Origin of the sequence: Hyphomicrobium methylovorum, assembly GCF_013626205.1 — a bacterium.
Lineage (GTDB): Bacteria > Pseudomonadota > Alphaproteobacteria > Rhizobiales > Hyphomicrobiaceae > Hyphomicrobium_B > Hyphomicrobium_B methylovorum.
In genome coordinates this window covers 1,699,336-1,722,746 of sequence record NZ_QHJE01000001.1, presented here as the reverse complement: position 1 = coordinate 1,722,746, position 23,411 = coordinate 1,699,336, and the positions used below count along the sequence as shown (strand labels likewise).

The following is a 23,411-nucleotide window of genomic DNA, read 5'->3' as shown; positions in this document are numbered from 1 at the left end:
AATTGCCTATCGCGAGCGTCGCGGTTTGCTGAGGAATTTGCGAAACGCCTCGAGCGTAGCTTCGCTTACATGGTGCTCGATGCCCTCGGCGTCCATATCCGCCGTATCCGCGTCAACGCCGTGCGCAATCAAAAATTCCCTGACGATCCGATGCCGTTCCTTTGAAATGACGGCGAGGCGCTTACCCTTCTCGGTGAGAAAGATCGCGCGATAAGGTTCGCTCTTTACGAAGCCGTCGCGTTGCAAGCGATGAATTGCATTGTTGACCGTCGGCTTGCTGACGCCGAGGCACTCCGCGAGGTCAACGACCCGCGCTTCGCCTTTTTGATCGATGAGATCGGCAATCAGTTCCACATAGTCCTCTGCCATCTCCGTTTGGTGCGCATCGCGAACGCGCTGAAAGCGCTCGGCTGGCTTGGCTCCGATGGTTGCTGGGTCGTCGGCCGAGGTCATGGTCTCTCTCTGAGTTTTAACTCCCCCGATCTTACACCAAGCCCGCCTTGACTCAAAAGTTAGTCATAGATAACAAATAGAGTCTCGGCTAATTTGAGTCGAACTCAATGGGGTATCGGGTGAAGCATCTCCTCATCGGCGCTGCTCTGTTTATGGGAACGCTGTCGAGCGCATTGGCGGGGGAAAAGAGCCAGTATTCGCTCTTCAATCCCACGCCCGGACATCAGATGCGGGAAATGAGCACGGATCGACCGGATACCGTCGAAACGCCATTCACAGTCGACGCCGGACACATCCAGTTTGAGACCAATCTGTTCGGTTACGCGCGCTCGCGCCCCAGCGCCGATGGCACGATCAGCCACGCGTACGATCTCGCAGCCACCAACATCCGAGTTGGACTCACGAACGCCGTTGAATTCAACGCCGTCTGGCAGCCGCACGGCATCGTGCACACGCGCCAGCGAAATCCTTTCGCGCGATCCCGCGAGTCTGGAATCGGCGGCGTTGACCTTCGCACCAAGATCAATCTCTGGGGCAATGATAACTTCGATGAGACGGGCTCAGCACTCGCGCTTCTGCCCTATGTCAGCCTGCCAGTGGATCGCAACAACGGCATCAGCCCAGATCACGTCGAAGGCGGCCTGATCATACCGCTGGCACTCAAGCTCTCGGAGACGTTTGAATTTGGCTTCAATGGCGGCGCGCGCTGGATCAAAAGCGACACAAACGCTGCCTATCATACCGAGTATCTGGCATCCGCATCGCTGGCGTACGCATGGACGGATAGGTTCGGCACCTACTACGAGGTCTCGACCATGTTCAACGTCGATGATCCACGTGGCAGCAACGTGGTCGTGGTTGGAACCGGCGTTACCTATGCGGTGACGGACAACCTGCAGCTCGATGCAGGCATGAACTTCGGCGTCACCGACGCATCCGATCGCATCAACCCATTCATTGGCTTTTCGCAGCGCTTCTAGACGCTGAACGCATTACGTCAGATCGGGCCAGAAGCAATACGCTTCCGGCCCGATCGAACACGTCGTTTTCATCCGAACACTCGGCGAGCGTTACGCCTTCGCGCCCTTGAGCGTGCTGTAGGCCGTAATCAAATTGCGGTAGTCAGGAATGTGGTTCGATAGGAGCGTACCAAGACCCTCGACGTCATTGCGCCAATCGCGGTGCAGTTCGCAGGCCGTTCCAAACCACGTCATGAGTTGAGCGCCCGCCGCCTCCATTCGTCTCCACGCTGCATCACGCGTCATCGCGTTGAACGTGCCCGAAGCGTCCGTGACGACGAAAACCTCGTAACCTTCCTCAAGTGCCGACAACGCAGGAAACGCTACGCACACCTCTGTCACCACGCCCGCGATGATGAGTTGCTTCCTGCCGGTTGCTTTCACTGCTTTGACGAAATCCTCGTTGTCCCAGGCGTTGATCTGGCCGGGCCGCGCGATGAACGGCGCGTTGGGAAACTGCGCTTTCAGCTCCGGCACGATCGGCCCGTTGGGACCATCCTCAAAACTCGTCGTCAGGATCGTCGGCAATTTGAAGTATGCGGCAAGATCCCCAAGCGCCAACACGTTGTTCTTGAATTTATCCGGCTCAATATCGCGCACCAGCGAAAGAAGTCCCGTCTGATGATCGACAAGCAGCACAGCGGCATTGTCCCTATCGAGACGGACGTACGGCGTAGGCATGTCTTGCTCCTTGCTTCAATAAATAGATTGGATCGTGAGCGCCCGCTGGGAACGGTGCATGGCTCGTACGGCCCGGCGTAGCAGCCGGGCCGCACGTGTTTAGGGCAAGCGCGCCTCATCGATCGCGCCGAACTTGCCAGCCTGGAAATCGAGCATGGCCTGCTTGATCTCTCCGACAGTGTTCATGACGAACGGACCGTGCGCCACGACAGGCTCGTCGATCGGCACGCCGCTGAGCACCAGCAGCTTGGCATCGCTTTCGGCCTCGATGGTAATTCCGCCGCCATCGCGACTAAGGATCACCGTCTGCGCCTCACGCACGACTTCGCGTCCATCGATCTTTACGCTGCCGGACAGCACCATCACCGAAAGCGTGTGCCCATCCGGAACGTCCAGCGTCGCCGACTTATCGCGGACGAGACGAACATCCCAGATGTTGATCGGCGTAAACGTCCGCGCCGGTCCTCTAGCAGATTCGAATCCTCCCGCGATCACGCGCACCCTGCCCGCACCGTTCGCCAGATCGACCGAGGGAATGTCTCCGTCGAGCAGGTTCTGATATCCGGGTTTCGCTGCCTTGTCTTTTTTCGGCAAGTTGACCCAGAGCTGCACCATCTCGAAGTTGCCGCCCGTCCGAGCGAACTTCGGAGAGTGGAACTCCTCATGCAGAATGCCCGAAGCCGCCGTCATCCATTGAACGTCGCCAGGTCCGATCGTTCCACCGGCTCCAGTGGAATCCCGATGCTCAACCTCACCCTCGTAGACAATGGTAACGGTCTCGAATCCCTTATGCGGATGCTGACCCACGCCGCGCCGCGCTGATGTCGGTGCGAACTTCGCCGGACCCGCATAGTCCAGCATGATGAAGGGGCTGATGTGAGCGCCCTGGTCATGGTGCGAAAGCATCGTGCGAACGGGAAAACCGTCGCCGACCCAATGCTGCCGGGGCGCGCTATAGATGCCGAGGATCTGTCGCATAGCTGTCTCCTTTCGGGGGCGCCTGGGGAAGCGCCCTTTGTTGAAACAGAACCTAGTTTCGGAACGACATTGCCACTAGCTATCGATAATTGACCATATCGTCCCATTTATGGGACAATACGGCATGCAAGACCTCAACGACTTCTATTACTTCGTGCAGGTGGTGGACCATGGCGGCTTCGCTGCTGCCGGCCGGGCGCTCGGTATTCCGAAATCGAAACTGAGCCGCCGCATCCAGGAGCTCGAAGAGCGCCTCGGCGTGCGCTTGCTGCAGCGATCGACGCGCAAGCTCGCCGTTACTGAGATCGGCCAGGAATTTTACCGCCACTGCGTCGCCATGCTGGTCGAGGCCGACGCTGCGCAGGAAACAATCGAACGATCCCGCTCGGGGCCGCAGGGCCTCATCCGCATCAGCGCGCCCCCTGCGCTCGTCTGCTTCGAAGTCGGATCGATGATTGCCCGCTACATGGCCGCCAACCCGCGCGTCACGGTCGAATTGGAATCCACGTCGCGTCGCGTCGACGTCATCGGTGAGGGAATCGACGTTGCGTTGCGCGTTCGCTTTCCGCCGCTCGAACAATCCGACCTCGTCATGCGAACACTGGGAAAAAGCCCGCAACGCATGGTGGCGAGCCCCGGCTTGGTCAAAGGTCTCCCATTGCCGCTCGTGACAGCGGACCTCGGCGCATTGCCGAGCCTCGATCTGGCGCCCGCCATGGCGAAGCACACATGGGAGCTTCATGGCCCAGACGGCGCGTCCGTTCGCATCACGCACAAACCACGTCTCATCACGGACGACATGGCGCAACTTCTGAGCGCGGCGATCGAAGGCGTCGGCGTGGTCAAGCTGCCGACGATGGTCGTCGACCCGCACGTTGCCTCAGGCGCGCTTGTGGACATCACGCCGAATTGGGCGCCGCGCAGCGCCATCGTTCACGCCGTTTTCCCATCGCGACGCGGCCTGCTCCCATCCGTCCGGAGCTTCATCGATTTTCTAGCAGCAGAATACGAGAGATTGCGCGGGCAACGCGCCCCCGAAGCATCCGGCGTCACGATCTGATCGGACCAAATCCGGCGCAGCGATAACGGAAGACGGCTTTATCCATTCCCGGTCCTCGCCTTAACGCAAACATCACCACACGCACAATCGACCCCTTCTGGCGGCCGTGCCGATAGCGATTTAAGCGTCGCGTTGTAGAGGGGGTGCTTGACGGTCTGAAGCCGCGTCGTCAAACATTCCGCCTTATGACAGCTGAGCCAACGCCCTCACAATCGCACGAAAGCCGCGCTCTTGTCGCGATGGTCGGCATTGGCACCATCGTTCTGACAGCCTGGGCGCTGTACACCGCAGAAGCCGTGTTCGCGCCGTTGGCATTCGCCCTGTTTGTCATTGCGATTGCGTGGCCTCTTCAGCGGCGGCTTCAAACCAGCCTCCCGAATCTCCTCGCCCTGGCGTTGACGATGATAACGACCATCCTCGTGGTCGTTGCGTTCGCGATGTTGATCGCTTGGGCCGCAAGCCGCATCGGCCGGTTCATCGTCAGCGACGCCGCGCGGCTGCAGGAGCTGTACACGTCGATGGCTGTCTGGCTGGAAGGTCACGGCATCGCGCTTGCCGGGCTGTGGTCGGAGCATTTCAGTGTCAATCGGTTGCTGCGTTTGGTTCAGCAGATTTCATCGCGACTGAACTCGACGACCACCTTCATGATCATCGTATTTATCTACGTCCTGCTCGGCTTGCTCGAAGTGGATGACGCACAACAAAAGCTCCGCACGTGGCGTCACGGCATCCTGGGTCGCGTCCTGCTCGTCGGCGGCACCGAAACAGCAGTCAAGCTTCGCCGGTATATGCTTGTCCGCACTCTGATGAGCGCGATCACAGGCGTACTGGTTTGGGCCTTCGCGAGCCTCGCGGGCCTGCCGCTCGCCATCGAATGGGGCGTGATTGCATTCGCTCTGAACTTCATTCCTTTCATCGGTCCGTTCATCGCGACAGTCTTCCCGACGATATTCGCCGTAACCCAATTCGACTCCTGGCAGATGGCCGTGATTGTCTTCGCGTGCCTCAACGTCATCCAGTTCGTGGTCGGAAGCTATCTCGAACCGAGGTTCGTTGGAAACGCGCTGTCAATCTCACCGTTCATCGTTCTGTTCGCGGTCTTCTTCTGGACCTTCCTCTGGGGTTTTCCGGGCGCATTCATCGGCGTTCCGATCGTCATCGCAATCCTGACGCTCTGCGAGCAGCATCCCTCCAGCCAATGGATTGCCGACCTGTTCGGCAATCCCGACAAGTCTGGCTGATGCGCCTCGCATCCAACTCCGTGCGCGCTTAATCCGCGAGACGGCCCGGCAGATCGATGCGCTCGGGTTCGCACAGAACAAGCTTTCCGTCCGCGTCCGTCGTCAGATTGTGGATGTAGAAATGCGTGTCCTTGTCATCTGTCACATCCATCACGGGCGACGGTGCGGATACGACGACGAGCCCGCCGCATCGCCCAATCCAATCAATATGCCGATGCCCATGCATGATGATCACGCGCCGCGACAGATCCTGCATTCGGCGAACGAACCACGTTCCATTGACCAGTGCCGTTCCAATACGCTCGGACAGCGCTTTGGGAGCCTTTGGATATTCGACGACATGATGATGTTGCGCCACGATCCAGCTTGCCTTCGGAAAGCGCGCTGAGATCTGTTCGATGGCCCGTGTCTGCTCCCAGGTCACGAGCCCAAGCGCATTCGTAAACGAAAAATGCGTTTGCGCGTTTGAATCGAGAAGAATGACCCCAAGCCCATCGTCTTCTTTCGGCGGCAGGACCATGGGAAACGCCTTTGGCCAAAGCTCGGCCAATTTCCAGCCCAGGTAAGCTGTGCCCCGATCCGCGAAATCGACGATCTCCTCACCCTTGGTGTTGAGATAAGCCGCAAGCGTGGGACCAAGCGCACCCGTCGAATGGTCGACAATGTGCACGTCGTTTCCTCGAACAGCCGCCATCATCGACAGAGCGCGGATTTGCCGAAGACGCTTCTTCGGGCTCGTCGGCAAATCGAGACGCGCGGGATTGGCTCTATCGATCACATTGAGATCGTGATTTCCCGGAAGGATCACAACCAGCTTTGCTAATTCCGGAAAGGGCGTCAGCGCATCTAGGAATTCGGCCCATTCTGGCGAACGGCCCGCATCGGTAATGTCCCCGGTGATAACGATCATGTCGAGCGGATCGCGCAAATGGGCAGCATCAAGTTGCGCCATCACCTGCTTGAAGCGCTCGTTTCCTCTCGGACCGGATCGCCCACCCTCGATCCGAAAACCAAATCTTTCGCCCACGAAATGAATGTCGGAAAGATGCGCAACTCGCCACGATTTTCCAGATCCAATACGCGGCGCAAAAGCTGGAAGATCGTTCGGCTGCGTCATCACCGTATCGGCCACGCCCCAGACAAGTCCCGCTGCCGCGAGGTAGCCGGCGACAATGACGATGCTGTTGCAAATGCCTGTTTTGATGAGCGCCCACGGCGCAGCCAGATCGGCGAATGTGCCGGTCCACCGCGTATGCGGCCAGACGATCGCGATAACCCACAGCGACAGTCCACAAATCAGCAAACCCGCCACCGCGGCGCTGATCGCCCGCACGCGATCCCGCCTCGTCTGCTGGACGTCAGCCGGCAGAAAGCGCTCGGACACTTGGCGCAGGGCTTCGCGCGCAATCGCATAAGCTGGCTGAACCGCAAGCGCATTCAACGACCAGAAGTTCGTCTCGATCAGCCGCCACAGCGGTCTACCGCCGAACCAGCCGACCGCGATGAGACCGAGCGCCAGGAGTGGCGCTAAAAGCCCCGTATAGATCGCCGCCACCTTCGAAGAGACTGTGCTGAACCAGATCGATGCCAGCAGCGGCGCCGCACCAAGCAGCGCGGCAGGCAGAATGATCAGGATAATCCAAGCGGCGAGCAGCTTCGCAAAGCTGATCTCTGCCAACAGACTTCCAGCCAACGAAATAAGCGTCCGCCGCTTTGTGCTCGACGCATCGTCCTCAACGTCGCCCCGCCGCGGATCTGCGATCGGCCGCATCCCGTCCATCTCCCTGCATTCCGCCGATCTCAGGATCTCAGAATGATCCAAACACCGTGCCCAAACCAATCACTGCCACTAAGGCAATGATTGCCCCGACAATGGCAACCATTACGATATCGAAATAGCTCTCCCGATGCGTTGCCCCGCAAACCGCCAGCAACGAAACGACGGCGCCATTATGCGGAAGGCTGTCGAGTGTTCCGGCCCCGATCACGGCGACACGGTGCATCAACGCGGGATCAATCCCGTGCTCTGCGGCCAGATTCAAATACGTGGGACCGAGTGCATCGAGCGCGATCGTCAATCCACCGGAGGCCGAGCCCGTCAGCGCCGACAGAATGTTGGTAGCAACCGCCAGCGATACGAGCGGCCCGCCGCCAATGGACAACACCCAATCCCGCACCATCTCGAAGGCGGGCAACGCCGCAACGACAGCACCAAACCCGACAAGACTTGCCACGCTGACAGCGGGCAGAACGGATGCGTTGGCACCCGCGTCCATACTCTTCCTAAGTTCCGGCAGGCGCGGCCTGTTGATCGAAATCAACGTCACGATGGCAGCAAACAGCGCGACGATGACGGACCACACACCGCCGATCGACGCAAGCGAGGTCGCGCCCCATCTCTGCTCGGCCAGAAAGCTCGCATCCATTGCTGGCAAAACAACAAACGACATAAGGAAGTTTACGCTCACAACCACGATCAACGGCAGCGCGGCCAACAGGATCGAAGGAGAGGTGTCGCTCTGATGGCCACGGCGAATTTCCTTCGGGTCGAATTCTCTCGCCACCGTCGCCCGCTCACGCACCAGTTCGTCGTCTGGCGCCGCTGCGGCAATAATCTGCGAGCTGCCGGAGCCGTTTCCATCACGTCGGGCCACGGCTTCGGCACGGCCAAGCCACCACAATCCGAACGCCAGCATGACAGCGGATGCAATGATGCCAAGCCCCGGGGCCGCGAACGGCGTCGTACCGAAGAACGGCATCGGGATCGCGTTTTGAATTGCGGGTGTGCCAGGCAACGCCGACATCGTGAAGGTTGACGTCCCGAGCACAATCGCAGCGGGCATCAGTCTGAGGGGCACGCCCGCATCCTGAAACAAGGCTCGAGCCATCGGCGCCAGCACAAAAAACGCAACGAAAAGGCTGACACCGCCGTAGGTCACAATGGCGCCCGCAAGAACAACAGCCAGGATCGCACGCTTCGTTCCGAGCCGCTCGGTCATGAAAGCGGATATGGCCGTGACGGAGCCGCTATCCTCCATCAGCTTTCCAAAAAGCGCACCGAGCAGAAAGATTGGAAAGAATTGAGCGAGAAAATGCGACGCGCTGCCCATGAACGTTTGCGTCCAATGCGCCAGCACCGGCTCTTGAGAAAATGCCGCTGCGATAAGCGCGGCAGCAGGCGCAAGCAGCAAGACACTCCATCCGCGAAACGCGAACCAGATAAGCAGCCCGAGGCCAACGAGAATGCCAGCGAGCCCCATCGCCTCAAACTCCTTCCAGCAGCATATCGAGATCGAAGGTCGAGTTTATTCCGATGCTCTTTCCGTCAGTCTGCAGAAACGCCTCGGCTGAACGCCGCCCCTCGTCACGCAACATGCACAGAAATTCCCACTCGGCGTTGAGCTTCGACGAATAACCGAGTGACGCCATGATATCGCCCGCGATGCGATGGATCCGCATACCGGCCCACTTCGCGCCTTCGCAGTTCCCCGCATCCGCGACCTGTCTTAGCATCGCGATCATGCGCAGTTCTTTCAGCAGGACCGCATTGAAGGAAACTTCGTTGAGCCGATTGAGAATATCGCGCGCGGAGCGCGGTATCTCGCGCCGTTCAATCGGATTGATCTGAACAAGTATCGTATCCTGCGACGAACATTCCCGGACGAGCGGCGTGATTGTGGGATTGCCGGAGTAGCCACCGTCCCAATAGCTTTCTCCATCAATCTCAACCGCCTGAAAGAGAGACGGCAAACACGCCGAAGCAATAAGCACATCCGGGGTAATATCTTGATTGCGGAAGACGCGACCGCGACCCGTGTGCACGTTTGTTGCCGTCACGAACAGTTTGATCGGCGCATCTCGGAGCCGATCAAAGTCGATGCATTCGGCAAGAATGTCATTGAGAGGATTTGCACCGCCGGGATTCAAATCGTAAGGCGAGAAAACGCGCGACATGAAATCCATCGCGACAAACACCGGCGACGTATCGAGCGTCCACCGCCCAAGCATCACATCGAGAGGCGTCCGCTGAAACGGACTAAAGCGTGCCGCCCGCGCGACATTGCTCCAGTACGTATCCAAGGCGGCTCGCGCACCTTCCGCTCCGCCCTTTGCATAACCGGAAACCAGAACAGCAGCGTTCATCGCCCCCGCCGACGTACCGGATACGCCGTCGATGGTGAGCCACGGCTCCTCGAGAAGGCGATCAAGCACACCCCAAGTGAAAGCGCCGTGTGAGCCGCCCCCCTGTAATGCCAAATCAACGAAACGAGTCTCTCGCACCGGCTTCTTTCGAGCCGCAGACTTTCCAGCCATCATCACTCACGTTGAACACCGGGACGCAGCGCCGCGAATGGGCCGCGCCCCAACCTGCAAAGATTATCTTAGGCGGGTACGACCTGTCGCTCCCGGCGCAATCGGCCAACGAGCGAAAGCCACCAAATACCGTGGAGCACCAGATCGACACCAACAACGGCACCAAGCACCCACAGTCCGCTGACAGGCCATTTCGCGAGAATGACCAAGCCCGCAAAAACCCCAACAATACCGGAGAAAAGCAGCAGCCCGCCGAACCAACGCCAATACTGAAATGACTGAGCGATACGGACGATACCGGACGCAATAAGCGCCAAGGCAAATACGAACGTGAGCGCAACTGAGCCACGCGCAGGATCTGTTATAAGGATTACACCGCACACGGCGTACATAATTCCGACGAGCAGTCTGAGCATGAACCCGCGCCAGTGCTGAGCCGAGAAGGCTTGAAACACTTCCGAAATGCCAGCCACCAGCATCAAGATGCCAATTAGAAACGCGCTGATGACCGTGCTTGCCACGACATCACCAAGCACCACGAAGCCCGCAAAAATAAAAACGACCCCCAGAAGAAGCGCCCCCCACCAACTGGGATCTGCAGCCTGAGAAGGCGTCTCAGAGATTGTTCTGTTCGTCATGAAAATCTCCAATTCCAAAGAGTAATGAGGCAAACACGCTTAGCGACACGCAATCGCTCCCCTTCGCGAAATGGAGTGGGAAGCGATTGCGATATCGAGAAAACGGCGAGTGTCTCGCCGGATTGCACTCAGTCTCCTGACTGTTGCGGCTTCTGCATTTTGGGAACTTCGCCGCTCATGGAATCGGTCGCGGGCAACTTGCCGTCATCGCCCATGCGAAGAGACGAACCTTCGGTGCCGGAACCAGTGCCGGTCACCGCGCCCATATCGGGAACACGACTATTGGTAGCACCGCTTGCCGGTAGCTTTCCTTCATCACCCATTCGGTGACGAGCTCTCTCGCCCGCCGATTGATCATCGGCGATTGACGGTGACGCTGCGAATGCAAGTAGAAGAGCGGTGGATGCAATAGCGATCAGATATCTCATAGCACGTGCTCCTTGGTTATCGGCTGTGCGCCGCCAAGTACCCACCCGTCTCTTAAGACTATAGTCGAAAATGCACGCGAGTATAATGCGTAGACGCATAAGTATTGCGCCAACATGAAACTATCGCTAACCGCACGCCCTTTGAGCGATCTGCCAATGGCGCCGGAATATTAATATCTCGCCGCAAAAGGGCGGATTTCATCGCGTTCTATAAGAACGCTGGCGATTGATATCGCCTTGAGATCAAGGGCCGGAAATTTCTTTTGCCCCGCTTGTCGGATAGAGCGCTGCCCGAACGTCTTGATAGCAGAAGGCGGACACAACGTACGACAGCCGCTGATCTGAACGATGCAAAAAGGAGCATGTCATGTCCGAAATGAAGCCTCAGAATTCGGCTGCAACGTCCAAAAACACCGTCAAACTGCACCGCGTTTTCGCGGCCAAACCGGAGAAAATTTACCGCGCGTTCCTCGATGCCGAGGCAATGGCGAAGTGGCTGCCGCCCGCCGGCTTCACTTGCAAGGTCCACCATTTCGACGCAAAGGTCGGCGGCAAATTCAAAATGTCGTTCAAAAACTTCACAACGGAAAAGGAGCATTCGTTCGGAGGCGAGTATCTTGAACTCGTTCCCTCAAAGCGCATTCGCTACAACGACAAATTCGACGATGCGAATCTTCCCGGCGAAATGGAAGTTACGGTAATTCTCAAGGAAGTTTCGGTCGGCACCGAAATCAACATTGAGCAAGCAGGTATTCCAACCGTTATTCCACTCGAAGCGTGTTACCTCGGCTGGCAGCAATCTCTCGCCCAGCTCGCGCAACTCGTCGAGCCAGATATCGCCGAATAGCTTTCTTAATTTACAATCGCACTGACTGCAGGCCGCGCACGACGCGGCCCGCTAGTGATCGCAGTCGGGCTGATTGAGAAGAATGAGAACAGCAAGAACAGACATGTAAAAGCGGAACGCGGCCTCCTGCCCGTTCCACGTCTTCGACTCCCACATGCCGAACCACTCTCCACCGACGACAGTGAAGCCGAAGAACCAAATCAGAAAGGCCAGCGTTCCCGCTGCGATGGCGTAGCCTTTTGCGCGGTTGAACACCTCAGCGGAGGCCAAGCGATGCCGCCACAGCTTCCCCGCGCCAATAACGAACAAAACGCCGGTAATGGCTTCAGCGGCAATGATCGAAGCGTAGGCAAGCTGCCAAATGACCGGGTTCGTGATCGCGCGATATTTGATGCCACTATCGGGAAACGTCGTGTCCATGCTCAGCACGTGCTGAACGAATTGGTAGTTCGTCCCGTAGTTCGTCACGTTGTCGAAAGCCACAAGCAGGCAGAACAGACCGAGCGATAAACACATCACGATCTTGGCGAGGCGCGTGATCAGCATGAGGCGGCTCCAGGAAAAGGCGGCCTCAAAAGACTATCACAGCACGCTGATGATGTCTGAACGCCCGCGCGCTCGACGCAGGCCGCATCTCGCGCGACACGAATAGCCGGGCGCAAGCATCCCGGCTTCCTACAGAGAACTGGCAAATACTGAATAAGAAGGTGAAGCGGCAATAGCGATTGCCGCTTAATCAAGAAACCGGTGCGTTATTAAAACGGCCGATTAAGCGGCCCGAGGCGACAGACGCTTCAACTCGCTAACGAGCGTATCCGCCATCCGCTTCGCATTGTCGTCCTTCGCGGCTGCAAGTTCGGCCTCAGCCGACCTCAGCTCTTCCGCGATCGTCGCAGCCGAAAGCTCGTCCACGTCGTAAGCGGATTCCGCGAGAACCGTCAGGCGCGACGGATCAACCTCGGCAAAGCCAGACTTCACAAACAGACGGCGCTTGGAACCGCCCGCCGTCACATCAAGCACGCCCGGCCTGAGCGTCGCGATAACCGGTGCATGTCCTGCGAGAACGGCGAAATCACCGTCAGCGCCAGGAACCACCACCTGATCGGCGTCAATCGACAGCAGCACCCGCTCCGGGGAAACGAGTTCGAACTTGAATGTGCCTGCCATGGTCTATCCGCTTATCCTGCGACGTGTTTCTTCAAACGGGACGAACGCTTCAAGCGTCCCGGGTCTCTTCGCCATCGCCCTCGGCGCCGGCTTTAGCTCTCACCTCTTCCGGCGTCTGCAGCTTGGTGCCACAGAACGGGCAGAAGAAAAGCGGGTGATCGACAAGGCCCGGCTCTTCTTCGTCAAGGTCGACGAGCCCGACGGTCATGTAGATGACGCCATCGGGCCCAACCGTAACCAACGGCTCGAAGTCGCCGCCTTCAAGAGCTTCCTTCAGCTCCTCACAGCAACTTCCGAATGTCGTCGCGGCTTCCGCCATAACTTAAAGTCTCCTGATGCGCGCGACGTTGCCGGAACATAGCCCCGGCACTTCGCCAACCGATTAGGCGGCTTCCGCCAGCTTCTCGGCCTTGGCGATCGCCTCTTCGATAGTACCCACCATATAGAAAGCGGGTTCCGGAAGATGGTCGAATTCGCCTTCCGTAAGCCCCTTGAAGGCCTTGATCGTATCGGGAAGCGAAACGAGCTTGCCCGGCGAACCGGTGAAGACTTCAGCGACGTGGAACGGCTGCGACATGAAACGCTCGATCTTACGAGCGCGTGCAACGGTCAGCTTATCCTCTTCGGAAAGCTCGTCCATGCCGAGAATTGCGATGATGTCCTGCAGCGACTTGTACTTCTGCAGAATGGCCTGGACCTTACGCGCAACCTGATAGTGCTCCTCGCCGACGACGCGTGGGTCGAGCATGCGCGACGTTGAGTCGAGCGGGTCGACGGCCGGGTAGATGCCCTTTTCAGCAATCGAACGTGAAAGAACCGTCGTCGCGTCAAGGTGAGCGAACGATGCGGCAGGCGCAGGGTCGGTCAAGTCGTCGGCCGGAACGTAAATGGCCTGAACCGAGGTGATCGAGCCCTTCTGCGTCGTGGTAATGCGTTCCTGCAGCGCGCCCATGTCCGTCGCAAGCGTCGGCTGATATCCAACCGCCGAAGGAATACGGCCAAGAAGCGCGGACACTTCCGAACCCGCCTGCGTGAAGCGGAAGATGTTATCGACGAAGAAGAGAACGTCCTGGCCCTGGTCGCGGAAGTGCTCTGCAACCGTCAGACCGGAGAGAGCAACGCGAGCACGTGCGCCCGGCGGTTCGTTCATCTGACCGTAAACGAGCGCGCACTTGGAGCCCTGAGCCGAACCGTTGTTCTTCTTGGGGTCTTTGTTGACGTTCGATTCGATCATTTCATAATAGAGATCGTTGCCCTCACGCGTGCGCTCGCCGACGCCAGCGAACACCGAATAACCACCGTGAGCCTTTGCAACGTTGTTGATCAGTTCCATGATCAAAACGGTCTTGCCAACGCCGGCACCGCCGAACAGGCCGATCTTACCGCCCTTCGCGTAAGGCGCGAGAAGATCGACAACCTTGATGCCCGTAACCAGAATCTGCGCTTCAGTCGCCTGTTCAGAGAACGTCGGCGAAGGCTGATGGATTGCGCGAAGAGAGCTCGTCTTGATCGGACCAGCTTCGTCAACAGGCTCGCCGATGACGTTCATGATGCGGCCTAGCGTTTCGTCGCCAACCGGAACCGAGATCGGTGCGCCGGTATCAACCACTTCTTGACCGCGAACCAGACCTTCCGTCGAGTCCATCGCGATGGTGCGCACGGTGTTCTCACCGAGGTGCTGCGCGACTTCGAGAACCAGGCGCGTGCCATGGTTCTGCGTTTCAAGCGCGTTCAAAATCTCCGGCAACTGACCATCGAAATGCACGTCGACGACGGCACCCGTCACCTGGTGAATTTTGCCAACATTCTTAGCCATTTTTATCTCCAGAGAATCGCTCAGACGACGGTCAGCGTCACGTTGATGTTGTTCCGCGTCGCCTTGGAATAGGGGCAGATCTGGTGCGCGTCCTCGAGAAGAGCCTGCACCTTTGCCTTGTCGGCACCGGGAATCGAAAGTGAAAGTTCAGCCTTGAGCGCGAAGCTCGTAGCGTCTTTGTCGAGTTCGACGGCGCACGTCACTTTCGCAGCCTGTCCATCTAACCCATGTTTCTTGGCAAGCAGAAGAACGGCTTGGCCGAAGCAGGATGACCAGCCGAGAGCAAAGAGCTGTTCAGGATTGTGTCCCTCACCCGAACCGCCAAGCTCTTTCGGCAGCGCCATTGCGAGCGCCAGCTTGCCGTCATCGAGTACGGCGCGCCCGTCCCGTCCACCTTTGGTCGTTGCTCGCGTCTGATATGCCATCGGTTCTCTCCAGATCAGAGCGCTTCAGCGCCAGAGATGATCTCGATAAGTTCCTTGGTGATATTCGCCTGACGCTGACGGTTGTACTTGATCGTCAGCTTGTTGATCATGTCACCGGCGTTGCGCGTGGCGCTGTCCATGGCGCTCATCTGAGAGCCATAGAAGGACGCCGAGTTCTCAAGCAAACCACGGAAGATCTGCGTTGAGATATTGCGCGACAGCAGGAAGCCAAGAACCTCTTCCTCGCCCGGCTCGTATTCGTGGATCGCGGCGGCGCCCTTCGCGGGCTCCGTCGATTCCGAAACCGATGCCGGAATGAGTTGCAGTGCCGTCGGCTTCTGCGAAATGACGGACTTGAATTCCGAGAAGTAGAGCGTGGCAACGTCGAATTCGCCCGCTTCGAACATCCCGAGCACGCGCTGCGCAACACCCTCGGCATGAGAGAAGTTAAGCTGACGAACGCCCTGGAAATCCTTGCGCTCGACAATATTCTTGCCGAGATCGCGGCGCAGGTTGTCCGCGCCCTTACGGCCGACGGTCAAAATCTTGACCGTTTTACCAGCAGCAAGAAGACGCTGCGCATCCGCGCGCGCAAGCTTCGCAATATTCGAATTGAAGCCGCCGCAAAGACCGCGCTCTGCGGTCATTACGATCAGAAGATGAACCTGGTCCTTGCCGGTACCGACGAGAAGCGGCGAAGCGCCGTTCTTGTCCGCAACCTTCGAAGCCAAGCTGCCGAGCACGGTGGCCATGCGCTCCGCATAGGGCCGCGCGGCTTGCGCAGCTTCCTGTGCGCGGCGCAGCTTGGCCGCAGCCACCATCTGCATCGCCTTGGTAATTTTCCGCGTCGCCTTAACGGAGGCGATGCGGTTTCGCATTTCTTTTAAGCTCGCCATCGGGCGCTCTCCTTAAGAGGTCCGATCAGGCCGAGAAACCCTTGGCAAACTTGTCGAGGAAGTCGACGAGCTTCTTCTCGGTATCAGCAGAAAGCGCCTTCTCTTTCGCAACCGATTCAAAGATCGACTTTTCCTGACGAAGACCTGCGAGCAGGCCTTCTTCGAACTTACCGACTGCCGAAACCGGAATACCGTCGAGGTAACCGCGCGTACCGGCGAAGATAACAGCAACCTGCTCTTCCATCTTCAGCGGCGAGAACTGCGGCTGCTTGAGAAGCTCCGTCAGACGAGCGCCACGAGCCAGCAACTTCTGCGTTGCGGCGTCGAGATCGGAACCGAACTGTGCGAAGGCCGCCATTTCGCGGTACTGCGCCAGCTCGCCTTTGATCTTGCCCGCAACCTGCTTCATCGCCTTCGTCTGTGCCGACGAACCAACGCGCGACACCGAAAGACCGACGTTCACGGCCGGACGGATACCCTGATAGAAGAGATCCGATTCAAGGAAGATCTGTCCGTCGGTGATCGAAATCACGTTCGTCGGAATGTAGGCCGAAACGTCGTTTGCCTGCGTTTCGATAACCGGCAGCGCCGTCAGCGAACCGTTGCCGGCCTTGTCGCCGAGCTTCGCAGCGCGTTCGAGCAAGCGAGAGTGGAGATAGAAAACGTCGCCCGGGTAAGCTTCACGGCCCGGCGGGCGGCGAAGAAGCAGCGACATCTGACGATAAGCAACGGCCTGCTTCGAAAGATCGTCATACGCAATCACGGCGTGCATGCCGTTGTCGCGGAAATACTCGCCCATCGTGCAACCGGTGAACGGCGCGAGGTACTGCATCGGTGCCGGATCCGAAGCGGTTGCAGCGACGACGATCGAATACTCAAGCGCGCCGCGCTCTTCGAGAACCTTGACGAACTGCGCAACGGTCGAACGCTTCTGACCAACGGCAACGTAAACGCAATAGAGCTTCGCGCCCTCGTCAGTGCCTGCGTTCAGCGCCTTCTGATTGAGGAAGGTGTCGAGAACGACAGCGGTCTTGCCCGTCTGGCGGTCGCCAATCACAAGCTCGCGCTGGCCACGACCGATCGGAATAAGAGAGTCGATTGCCTTGAGGCCCGTTGCCATCGGCTCATGCACTGATTTACGCGGAAGAATGCCGGGCGCCTTGACGTCGACGCGCATTTTCTTGTCCGACTTGATCGGACCCTTGCCGTCGATCGGGTTGCCGAGGCCGTCCACGACGCGACCCAGAAGACCCTTACCGACCGGAACTTCCACGATGGCGCCGGTCCGCTTGACCGTATCGCCTTCCTTAATCGTACGGTCGTCGCCGAAGACCACGACGCCGACGTTGTCGGCTTCAAGGTTCAGCGCCATGCCGCGAATGCCGCCGGGGAACTCAACCATTTCACCGGCCTGGACATTGTCGAGACCATAGACGCGGGCGATACCGTCACCAACGGACAGCACCTGACCGATTTCGGAGACCTCAGCCTCCTTGCCGAAGTTCTTGATCTGATCCTTGAGGATCGAAGAAATTTCTGCGGCCCGGATTTCCATTGACGAAGACCTCTTCCCTGGTCGTTTTCGGTTATGAAGCCGCAAGCGGCCCTATTCAATTCTAGCGACAAACGCCGCCCGGATATGATCCGCGCGGCGCGAAAATCTGCAGTCAGGCGCTGGTTTCGTTGAGCGCCGCCTTCATATTCTGAAGTTTGGTTTTAAGCGACGAATCGATCATGCGGCTGCCAAGCTTGACGACGAGTCCGCCGAGCAGGCTCGGGTCGACGCGCGTATCGAGCGTCACATCCTTGCCGACCGATGCCCGCAGGGCTTCTTTAAGCTCGGCAAGCTGCGCTTCGCTCAGCGCAACCGCGCTCGAAACCTCGGCTGAGACTTCGCCGCGCGCCTTCGCTGCAAGCGAGCGATAAACCTTGATGATGTCTTCTACTGCGAAGAGGCGACGGTTCCGCGCCAGAAGCAGCAGGAAGTTCGAAGCAAGCCCGCTGATGCCACCCTTTTCCAGAACAGCACTAAGAGCGCGGCTCTGATCGCTGCTCGAGATAACCGGGCTACGAACCAGCCGGACCAGATCCGGGCTTTCTTTCAGAAGGTCCTGAATCTTCACGAGATCGCCTTCGACCTCGGTAAGTTTGGAGCTTTCTTTCGCAAGATCGAACAGCGCGGAAGCGTACCGCCCCGCAACCCCGTCCACGCTCGTATTGTTCGTCGCCACGTCGCTCACCGTCACGCCCTCAGGGCGCATAGGGGGCTGGGCATAGAATCTGCCCGAAATCGCGCCCGCTTCAAGGGAAGGCTTCCGACGAAGAGAGAGCGCGTGCAGCTGTGCCACCAACCGCCCCCGAAAGCCGCGGTTCCCTTAACATGCACTCTGGCAGCCTTCAACGCCCATCCTTAGGGGCGCGTTGCCGCATAACCTCATATCTCAGACCCACTTGACCGATAGTTCGGCGCATTGTCCCCGCCGACACGAGGGTCTCGTCCCGAATACCCTACGAAAGCCGCATCCGAATATGAACAGAGCCCTGCCCGACCGTTCAAAGACCGTTCAGCTGAAAGTCCTTAGAAGGGATCCCGAAACCGGCGATGCCGGTCGGGTTTGCTAGTCGTCTTTGCACTCGCCTCTCTGAACTCCAGGCTCGCTTCGGCGGGCCTTTCTTTTTCCGGACCGCCTTATTTGGCCCGTCAGAGCGCATCTCGCATGACGATCGGAAAGCGCCAGGGCACGACGAAAACCAGATCGAACCCGACGTCACAATTCTGATACTTCGGATTGTGTGCCAGCCACAGGTCGGCCGCGCGGCGGACACGGCGGCGCATCGTCAATGTAATAGCGTCTTCGGCATCTTCCTGGGTCGGACGCCGTTTCACTTCCACGAACGCAATGCGCTTGCCCCGGATCGCAATAAGATCGATTTCTCCCACCGGGGTTTTGAAGCGCCGCCCAAGAATCCGGTGGCCAAGCAGCATATAAACCGCTGCAACGATCCGTTCGGCTGAATGCCCGCGCCGGTACCGTCGGCGGCGCTCAAGCTGCGGGCGAAGCTCGTTGTCGTTGACATTCGAACTCAAGACAGCTGGTCCTTCGCCTTGAGGCCGAGCGCATAAGCCCGCGCCTTGGGAATATCCAACTCACCGGCCACCGCTTTCGCAGCATCTTTAAGAGACATATCACTTAGCAATTCGCGAAACCGGGCCTCAACTTCATCATCGGTGACCGTCTTCGGCTCACCCGCGCCGATCACAATAACGACCTCGCCCTTCACCGGCTCGCGCGTGAACGCGTCCGCAAGCGTGAGCAGCGGCCCCCGAGAAAGAGTTTCGTGCAGCTTGGTCAGTTCGCGCGCGATCACCGCCGGACGATTCCCGAGAACGTCCGCCATATCTTGAAGCGCTTCGCCCAGCCGATGCGGAGCCTCGAACAAGACCAGACTTCCCGGTATCCGCGCCAATTCCGCGAGGCGCGTTCGGCGCGCACCTTCTTTTGCTGGCAGAAATCCCGCGAAGAAGAATGAGTCCGTCGGAACGCCACTGCTCGTCAACGCTGCCAACGCGGCGGACGGCCCAGGGATCGAGAATATATCGATGCCGCGAGACGCCGCCGCCCGAACAAGCCGAAAGCCCGGATCGGAAAGCAGAGGTGTTCCCGCGTCGGAAATCACGGCAATACGCTTCCCCGCCTCAACCTCTCCTAACACGCGCTCGATCTCGCGATCCTCGTTGTGTTCGTGCAGCGGCCGCGTTCGAGCCGCGATCGCGTAGTGCTGCAGAAGCTTCGCAGAATGCCGCGTGTCTTCACAATAGACGGCGTCTGCACGCGAAAGAATGGAAATAGCCCGCAGCGTAATATCCGCGAGATTGCCGATCGGCGTCGCGACGAGATAGAGCCCGGGCGCCAACGGTGTCTCGATGAGGTCCGCGAGAACGCCTGCAGCGCACGCCTCAGTCCGGCGCACAGATGCAGCCGGTTCGGTTGCGGACGGTGTTTCAAGATCTTTTGCCACGAACATGCCCTTTGCCTTCGCAGGCACATCAAACCAACGCTTGGGGCTCGGAAACGCAGGGCACCTGCCGCCTCGAAAAGCACCGCAGCGCCGTTGGTTATTGCTTATCGTCAATCCAGCCCGGCCGCCAGTCTCGCATGTAGGGCGAGCCGCTGAGCCAAGTGCCGCGCGCAAGTTTTAAGCGGCGATGGCGTCGCCGAATGGCCGCGGCGTCATCGGAGGCGTCGGCTGCAATTCCAAAACATGGACATTGCTTCGCCGCCGGCGATCACCAACGTCCATGACGGCAGCCAATTCATCGACCAGCGAGATAAGAGCGTATTGCGCCAGATCAATCTGCAGCGCTGCGGATGCATGAGCCCGCCCAGCGTCTTCAGCACGAGTAACGGCGCCTCGAACGATCGTCGCCAGCCGGTCCCATTGTTCCGAAAGCGAAAGACGGCGCGGCTCGACAAATGGAGTTTCGCGAGCGTCTACGACCCGCTTATTCCGGAACCAATTGCCGGCAACAGCCGTAGCCAGAACGCCCGAAAGCGCCTTCGGCATGTCGACAAGTATTTTCGTCGCCGAATAAAGCATGGTCCGCAGAATCAAGGAGAAAAATTAGTAGTCAGTTAAAGCTGCGGTGATTTGCGGAAATACACAAGTAGAGGAATACAAGGAGATTTAATTATTTTAATTGAGCCATCCAAAGCTGAAGCCAATTGCGGCAATATGCAGAGATAATCATCGACGCGAATAGGCGAGAAAATATCAAGAAAATTCAATCATATGCCGCCTGCTGCGCGAATACACTCATCCGGATAAATACCGGATTCTCGTTCGCATCCAATTCACGGAACGAGCGTCGAGTTGCAGCGGCTAACTGAATCCAAAACGCCAAAAAATGAATCGGCGGAGTCCGGTTTTAATAAGTTTCGCGCGAAAATCGCCGAATCAATCAGGCCGACATTCCGATAACGCGGCGAATATCCGCCGCCGTCGCGCCCTCGTCACGTAGCGCGCGCAACCCCATATCGCGATTGGACTTCGAAAGCTTCCGCCCATCCGCCCAGCAGATCACGCGGTGGTGGGTATAGATCGGAACAGGGAAACCCAGAAGCTCTTGCAAAAGCCGCTGCAGATCCGTCGCCCGGAAGAGATCTTCGCCGCGTGTCACGTGCGTCACGCCTTGCCGCGCATCATCAACGACGACGGACAAATGATAGCTCGCCGGAACGTCCTTGCGCACGATAATGGCGTCACCCCAGTGCTGCGGCTCAGCAGCAACCGTCCGCTGCGATCCGTCCGCAGCCACCTCGACAAACGTCAACGGCTCATCGCCCCGTTTTGCTTTCAGCGCCTGCATCGCGGCAGCCATATTCAACCTCAGCGCCGGGGCATCTCCAGCCGCCATCCGTGCGCCGACACTCTCTGCCGATGCGCCGCGCCAAAGGCCCGGATAGACAGGTGCGCCATCCGGATCGACCACGTCGGCGTCAGCAGCCGCGAGAATTTCAGCGCGCGTGGAAAAGCATGGATAGAGCAAGCCCAACGCGATGAGTTTGTCGGCCGCCGCAAGGTACTCTTTGAAATGTTCCGACTGATGCAGAACGGGCTCTTCCCACGTCAAGCCGAGCCAATTCAGATCTTCAAATATCGCTGCAATGTATTCCGGGCGTCTGCGATCGAGGTCGATGTCTTCAATGCGAAGAAGAAACCGTCCGTCCGCCGCACGCGCCGTGTCATGCGCGATCAACGCCGAGAGCGCGTGCCCGACATGCAAATATCCGTTCGGTGATGGCGCAAAGCGTGTGATCACTGTCATTCGCTGATATCCGTCCCGCCGGTGGTCGGTTTGAACTGCCCGTCCAATCGCTGTGATAACGCGAGCCTCGGTGCGCCCATCGTTTGGAGAGAATGCGGCAACGGACGATACGGCCCACGTCCTTTTTGAGCCGCTACCAAAACACGCAACGCAGATGGCGCATATTCATTCCGCAATTTACCCACGCCGCCCAGCGCTTTAAAGTGTCGTGCAGGAGTAACTGTCTGTGCCTCAACCGCGACACGCGACCTTCACAAGCAATCGCCAATTCAACACTGCCATCACTGCTTTGGCGCGTGATTGCAAAATCATGGCGTTGATTCTGGAGCGCACAGGGCTGCCGCCTCAACGAAAGTTTCCCTTAGGATTTGCCGGATTATCTCGGATCATCATTGGTCAGCAACTTTCTATTCAAAGCGCTGCGGCGATCTGGTCGCGTTTTGAGAGTTCACTTTTACCGCTTCAACCCGAAACACTTCTCGCGCGCACCGACGCAGACTTCCAAGGCATTGGACTGTCCGCAGGCAAGCTCCGCACGCTCAGAGCATTATCGCGCGCCATCGTTGACGACGGCCTCGATCTCGTTTCGCTCGACAACGCGGACGATGCCACCATCGTCTCGCGACTGACCTCGGTGCACGGTATCGGGCCGTGGACCGCCGACATCTATTTGATGTTCGCACTCGCTCGCCGCGATGCGTTTGCCTGCGGTGACCTCGCATTGCAGCTCGTCGTTCAACATCACCTGCGCCTCAAGAGCCGCCCGACCACGAAAGACATGGAGCGGATAGCCGAACGCTGGCGCCCGGCGCGCGCAGTTGCCGCGCATTTGCTGTGGGCAGACTACGCCCACGCGCGCACCGCACTTCTGAAAAAAACGAAAGATTCTCCTTTTACGCGCGCGCCTAAGCCTCGGGCGGAGCCGTAAAACCGACGGTTTGGCGAGAATTCTGCTGATGCTTCACAGAATTGATATGCGCCGCTAGTATCCCGGCGACTTGAATGACCACAGACGCGATTCGAGGGTCTAAAATCCACGAGGCTGCGATACCGTGAATGCACATGCGACAGTCCCGGATAATTGTCCGGCTTTAGTTCTGAACGCCGACTTCCGGCCGCTCAGCTACTATCCTTTGTCGCTTTGGAGCTGGCAGGACACGGTCAAAGCGGTCTTCCTCGACCGGGTCAACATCGTCTCCGAATATGAGACGTACGTCCGCAGCCCCTCGTTCGAACTCAGGCTGCCGAGCGTCGTATCCCTGAAAACATATGTGAAGCCCGCGCTCTATCCTGCCTTCACGCGGTTCAATGTTTTTCTGCGCGATCGCTTCTCTTGCCAGTATTGCGGCGACAAAAGCGATTTGACGTTCGATCATCTCATCCCGCGCTCACGCGGCGGCCAAACCCGCTGGGACAACGTCGTTACGGCGTGTGCACCGTGCAATTTGAGAAAGGGCGGAATGATGCCGCGTGTCGCTGGCATGTTTCCCGCCCATGAGCCGTATCGGCCGACCGTATTTGAACTGCACAGGAACGGCCGGCTGTTTCCGCCCAACTATCTGCACGAAAGCTGGATGGACTATCTCTACTGGGACACCGAGCTGGAGCCCTAGGAAAGATC

Annotated in this window: 26 protein-coding genes; 6 read left to right on the top strand and 20 right to left on the bottom strand. The window is 58.5% G+C overall.

What is annotated here, in order from left to right; translation table 11 throughout:
* Window positions 1-6 precede the first annotated feature (6 nt).
* Complete coding sequence (gene mntR, locus DLM45_RS08460; RefSeq protein WP_181336711.1) at window positions 7-453, bottom strand: manganese-binding transcriptional regulator MntR; 447 nt, start codon at window positions 451-453, stop codon at window positions 7-9.
* A 119-nt stretch (window positions 454-572) separates the two neighbouring features.
* Between mntR and DLM45_RS08455 the strand changes: the two genes are divergently transcribed.
* Entirely contained in the window at window positions 573-1,433 is an 861-nt protein-coding gene (locus DLM45_RS08455) for a transporter (protein WP_181336710.1), read from the top strand.
* A 90-nt stretch (window positions 1,434-1,523) separates the two neighbouring features.
* On the opposite strand, the gene ycaC is transcribed toward DLM45_RS08455, so the two are convergent.
* Entirely contained in the window at window positions 1,524-2,153 is a 630-nt protein-coding gene (gene ycaC / locus DLM45_RS08450) for an isochorismate family cysteine hydrolase YcaC (protein ID WP_181336709.1), read from the bottom strand.
* 99 nt (window positions 2,154-2,252) lie between these two features.
* Window positions 2,253-3,131, bottom strand: coding sequence for a pirin family protein (locus tag DLM45_RS08445; protein ID WP_181336708.1), 879 nt, complete (start codon window positions 3,129-3,131; stop codon window positions 2,253-2,255).
* Between the two features lie 124 nt (window positions 3,132-3,255).
* Here DLM45_RS08445 and DLM45_RS08440 point away from each other — a divergent pair, with 124 nt between their 5' ends.
* Together DLM45_RS08440 and DLM45_RS08435 are read left to right on the top strand one after the other, a co-directional pair.
* Window positions 3,256-4,191: a LysR family transcriptional regulator gene (locus tag DLM45_RS08440; RefSeq protein WP_181336707.1), complete on the top strand. Its 936-nt coding sequence runs from the start codon at window positions 3,256-3,258 to the stop codon at window positions 4,189-4,191.
* 185 nt (window positions 4,192-4,376) lie between these two features.
* Window positions 4,377-5,432 (top strand): AI-2E family transporter, encoded by a 1,056-nt coding sequence (locus DLM45_RS08435; RefSeq protein WP_246317238.1) that lies wholly within the window; start codon window positions 4,377-4,379, stop codon window positions 5,430-5,432.
* A 28-nt stretch (window positions 5,433-5,460) separates the two neighbouring features.
* On the opposite strand, the gene DLM45_RS08430 is transcribed toward DLM45_RS08435, so the two are convergent.
* The 5 genes from DLM45_RS08430 to DLM45_RS08410 all read right to left on the bottom strand — a co-directional run bounded on the left by DLM45_RS08430 (window position 5,461) and on the right by DLM45_RS08410 (window position 10,812).
* On the bottom strand, window positions 5,461-7,203 hold the full coding sequence (locus DLM45_RS08430; RefSeq protein ID WP_181336706.1) for a metallophosphoesterase family protein: 1,743 nt from the start codon (window positions 7,201-7,203) through the stop codon (window positions 5,461-5,463).
* Between the two features lie 37 nt (window positions 7,204-7,240).
* Window positions 7,241-8,692 (bottom strand): GntP family permease, encoded by a 1,452-nt coding sequence (locus DLM45_RS08425; RefSeq protein ID WP_181336705.1) that lies wholly within the window; start codon window positions 8,690-8,692, stop codon window positions 7,241-7,243.
* 4 nt (window positions 8,693-8,696) lie between these two features.
* Window positions 8,697-9,746 (bottom strand): patatin-like phospholipase family protein, encoded by a 1,050-nt coding sequence (locus DLM45_RS08420; protein WP_425485203.1) that lies wholly within the window; start codon window positions 9,744-9,746, stop codon window positions 8,697-8,699.
* A 68-nt stretch (window positions 9,747-9,814) separates the two neighbouring features.
* A complete protein-coding gene (locus DLM45_RS08415) occupies window positions 9,815-10,384 on the bottom strand; it encodes an HdeD family acid-resistance protein (protein WP_181336704.1) in 570 nt (189 codons plus the stop codon).
* A 128-nt stretch (window positions 10,385-10,512) separates the two neighbouring features.
* Window positions 10,513-10,812, bottom strand: coding sequence for a hypothetical protein (locus DLM45_RS08410; RefSeq protein ID WP_181336703.1), 300 nt, complete (start codon window positions 10,810-10,812; stop codon window positions 10,513-10,515).
* A gap of 367 nt (window positions 10,813-11,179) precedes the next feature.
* On the opposite strand from DLM45_RS08410, the gene DLM45_RS08405 reads away from it, so the two are divergent.
* Window positions 11,180-11,659, top strand: coding sequence for an SRPBCC family protein (locus tag DLM45_RS08405; protein WP_181336702.1), 480 nt, complete (start codon window positions 11,180-11,182; stop codon window positions 11,657-11,659).
* Window positions 11,660-11,710: 51 nt separating this feature from the next.
* Here the strand turns inward: DLM45_RS08405 and DLM45_RS08400 are convergent, their stop codons facing one another.
* From DLM45_RS08400 to gluQRS, 12 genes are all read right to left on the bottom strand, one after another.
* Window positions 11,711-12,205: a DUF2165 family protein gene (locus DLM45_RS08400; RefSeq protein ID WP_181336701.1), complete on the bottom strand. Its 495-nt coding sequence runs from the start codon at window positions 12,203-12,205 to the stop codon at window positions 11,711-11,713.
* A gap of 222 nt (window positions 12,206-12,427) precedes the next feature.
* Window positions 12,428-12,826 carry a F0F1 ATP synthase subunit epsilon gene (locus DLM45_RS08395; protein ID WP_181336700.1) on the bottom strand — a complete coding sequence of 133 codons (399 nt, stop codon included), beginning with the start codon at window positions 12,824-12,826 and terminating at the stop codon, window positions 12,428-12,430.
* A 49-nt stretch (window positions 12,827-12,875) separates the two neighbouring features.
* Window positions 12,876-13,145 (bottom strand): hypothetical protein, encoded by a 270-nt coding sequence (locus DLM45_RS08390; RefSeq protein ID WP_181336699.1) that lies wholly within the window; start codon window positions 13,143-13,145, stop codon window positions 12,876-12,878.
* A gap of 63 nt (window positions 13,146-13,208) precedes the next feature.
* Entirely contained in the window at window positions 13,209-14,642 is a 1,434-nt protein-coding gene (atpD, locus tag DLM45_RS08385; RefSeq protein WP_181336698.1) for a F0F1 ATP synthase subunit beta, read from the bottom strand.
* Window positions 14,643-14,662: 20 nt separating this feature from the next.
* Window positions 14,663-15,067: an organic hydroperoxide resistance protein gene (locus DLM45_RS08380; protein ID WP_181336697.1), complete on the bottom strand. Its 405-nt coding sequence runs from the start codon at window positions 15,065-15,067 to the stop codon at window positions 14,663-14,665.
* A 14-nt stretch (window positions 15,068-15,081) separates the two neighbouring features.
* On the bottom strand, window positions 15,082-15,963 hold the full coding sequence (locus DLM45_RS08375; protein ID WP_181336696.1) for a F0F1 ATP synthase subunit gamma: 882 nt from the start codon (window positions 15,961-15,963) through the stop codon (window positions 15,082-15,084).
* 25 nt (window positions 15,964-15,988) lie between these two features.
* Window positions 15,989-17,518, bottom strand: a complete 1,530-nt coding sequence (gene atpA, locus DLM45_RS08370) for a F0F1 ATP synthase subunit alpha (RefSeq protein ID WP_181336695.1) — start codon at window positions 17,516-17,518, stop codon at window positions 15,989-15,991.
* A 112-nt stretch (window positions 17,519-17,630) separates the two neighbouring features.
* Window positions 17,631-18,194, bottom strand: a complete 564-nt coding sequence (locus DLM45_RS08365) for a F0F1 ATP synthase subunit delta (RefSeq protein WP_181338242.1) — start codon at window positions 18,192-18,194, stop codon at window positions 17,631-17,633.
* Between the two features lie 470 nt (window positions 18,195-18,664).
* A complete protein-coding gene (locus DLM45_RS08360; protein WP_181336694.1) occupies window positions 18,665-19,051 on the bottom strand; it encodes a YraN family protein in 387 nt (128 codons plus the stop codon).
* Window positions 19,048-19,989 carry a 16S rRNA (cytidine(1402)-2'-O)-methyltransferase gene (gene rsmI, locus DLM45_RS08355; RefSeq protein WP_181336693.1) on the bottom strand — a complete coding sequence of 314 codons (942 nt, stop codon included), beginning with the start codon at window positions 19,987-19,989 and terminating at the stop codon, window positions 19,048-19,050. The genes DLM45_RS08360 and rsmI overlap by 4 nt, the downstream gene beginning before the upstream one ends.
* Window positions 19,990-20,160: 171 nt before the next feature.
* Window positions 20,161-20,562 (bottom strand): hypothetical protein, encoded by a 402-nt coding sequence (locus tag DLM45_RS08350; RefSeq protein ID WP_246317237.1) that lies wholly within the window; start codon window positions 20,560-20,562, stop codon window positions 20,161-20,163.
* 361 nt (window positions 20,563-20,923) lie between these two features.
* Window positions 20,924-21,790, bottom strand: coding sequence for a tRNA glutamyl-Q(34) synthetase GluQRS (gene gluQRS, locus DLM45_RS08345; protein WP_181336692.1), 867 nt, complete (start codon window positions 21,788-21,790; stop codon window positions 20,924-20,926).
* Between the two features lie 310 nt (window positions 21,791-22,100).
* On the opposite strand from gluQRS, the gene DLM45_RS08340 reads away from it, so the two are divergent.
* Both DLM45_RS08340 and DLM45_RS08335 read left to right on the top strand, forming a co-directional pair.
* Window positions 22,101-22,718 carry a DNA-3-methyladenine glycosylase family protein gene (locus tag DLM45_RS08340; protein WP_181336691.1) on the top strand — a complete coding sequence of 206 codons (618 nt, stop codon included), beginning with the start codon at window positions 22,101-22,103 and terminating at the stop codon, window positions 22,716-22,718.
* A gap of 124 nt (window positions 22,719-22,842) precedes the next feature.
* Window positions 22,843-23,403 (top strand): HNH endonuclease, encoded by a 561-nt coding sequence (locus DLM45_RS08335; RefSeq protein ID WP_181336690.1) that lies wholly within the window; start codon window positions 22,843-22,845, stop codon window positions 23,401-23,403.
* Window positions 23,404-23,411 lie beyond the last annotated feature (8 nt).

Excerpts from the sequence above, each read along its gene's own strand:
- mntR (WP_181336711.1), bottom strand. The coding sequence starts at position 453 with ATGACCTCGGCCGACGACCCAGCAACCATCGGAGCCAAGCCAGCCGAG.
- ycaC (WP_181336709.1), bottom strand. The coding sequence starts at position 2,153 with ATGCCTACGCCGTACGTCCGTCTCGATAGGGACAATGCCGCTGTGCTG.
- DLM45_RS08445 (WP_181336708.1), bottom strand. The coding sequence starts at position 3,131 with ATGCGACAGATCCTCGGCATCTATAGCGCGCCCCGGCAGCATTGGGTC.
- DLM45_RS08440 (WP_181336707.1), top strand. The coding sequence starts at position 3,256 with ATGCAAGACCTCAACGACTTCTATTACTTCGTGCAGGTGGTGGACCAT.
- DLM45_RS08435 (WP_246317238.1), top strand. The coding sequence starts at position 4,377 with ATGACAGCTGAGCCAACGCCCTCACAATCGCACGAAAGCCGCGCTCTT.
- DLM45_RS08430 (WP_181336706.1), bottom strand. The coding sequence starts at position 7,203 with ATGCGGCCGATCGCAGATCCGCGGCGGGGCGACGTTGAGGACGATGCG.
- DLM45_RS08425 (WP_181336705.1), bottom strand. The coding sequence starts at position 8,692 with ATGGGGCTCGCTGGCATTCTCGTTGGCCTCGGGCTGCTTATCTGGTTC.
- DLM45_RS08420 (WP_425485203.1), bottom strand. The coding sequence starts at position 9,746 with ATGGCTGGAAAGTCTGCGGCTCGAAAGAAGCCGGTGCGAGAGACTCGT.
- DLM45_RS08415 (WP_181336704.1), bottom strand. The coding sequence starts at position 10,384 with ATGACGAACAGAACAATCTCTGAGACGCCTTCTCAGGCTGCAGATCCC.
- DLM45_RS08410 (WP_181336703.1), bottom strand. The coding sequence starts at position 10,812 with ATGAGATATCTGATCGCTATTGCATCCACCGCTCTTCTACTTGCATTC.
- DLM45_RS08405 (WP_181336702.1), top strand. The coding sequence starts at position 11,180 with ATGTCCGAAATGAAGCCTCAGAATTCGGCTGCAACGTCCAAAAACACC.
- DLM45_RS08400 (WP_181336701.1), bottom strand. The coding sequence starts at position 12,205 with ATGCTGATCACGCGCCTCGCCAAGATCGTGATGTGTTTATCGCTCGGT.
- DLM45_RS08395 (WP_181336700.1), bottom strand. The coding sequence starts at position 12,826 with ATGGCAGGCACATTCAAGTTCGAACTCGTTTCCCCGGAGCGGGTGCTG.
- DLM45_RS08390 (WP_181336699.1), bottom strand. The coding sequence starts at position 13,145 with ATGGCGGAAGCCGCGACGACATTCGGAAGTTGCTGTGAGGAGCTGAAG.
- atpD (WP_181336698.1), bottom strand. The coding sequence starts at position 14,642 with ATGGCTAAGAATGTTGGCAAAATTCACCAGGTGACGGGTGCCGTCGTC.
- DLM45_RS08380 (WP_181336697.1), bottom strand. The coding sequence starts at position 15,067 with ATGGCATATCAGACGCGAGCAACGACCAAAGGTGGACGGGACGGGCGC.
- DLM45_RS08375 (WP_181336696.1), bottom strand. The coding sequence starts at position 15,963 with ATGGCGAGCTTAAAAGAAATGCGAAACCGCATCGCCTCCGTTAAGGCG.
- atpA (WP_181336695.1), bottom strand. The coding sequence starts at position 17,518 with ATGGAAATCCGGGCCGCAGAAATTTCTTCGATCCTCAAGGATCAGATC.
- rsmI (WP_181336693.1), bottom strand. The coding sequence starts at position 19,989 with ATGTTCGTGGCAAAAGATCTTGAAACACCGTCCGCAACCGAACCGGCT.
- DLM45_RS08350 (WP_246317237.1), bottom strand. The coding sequence starts at position 20,562 with ATGCTTTATTCGGCGACGAAAATACTTGTCGACATGCCGAAGGCGCTT.
- gluQRS (WP_181336692.1), bottom strand. The coding sequence starts at position 21,790 with ATGACAGTGATCACACGCTTTGCGCCATCACCGAACGGATATTTGCAT.
- DLM45_RS08340 (WP_181336691.1), top strand. The coding sequence starts at position 22,101 with ATGGCGTTGATTCTGGAGCGCACAGGGCTGCCGCCTCAACGAAAGTTT.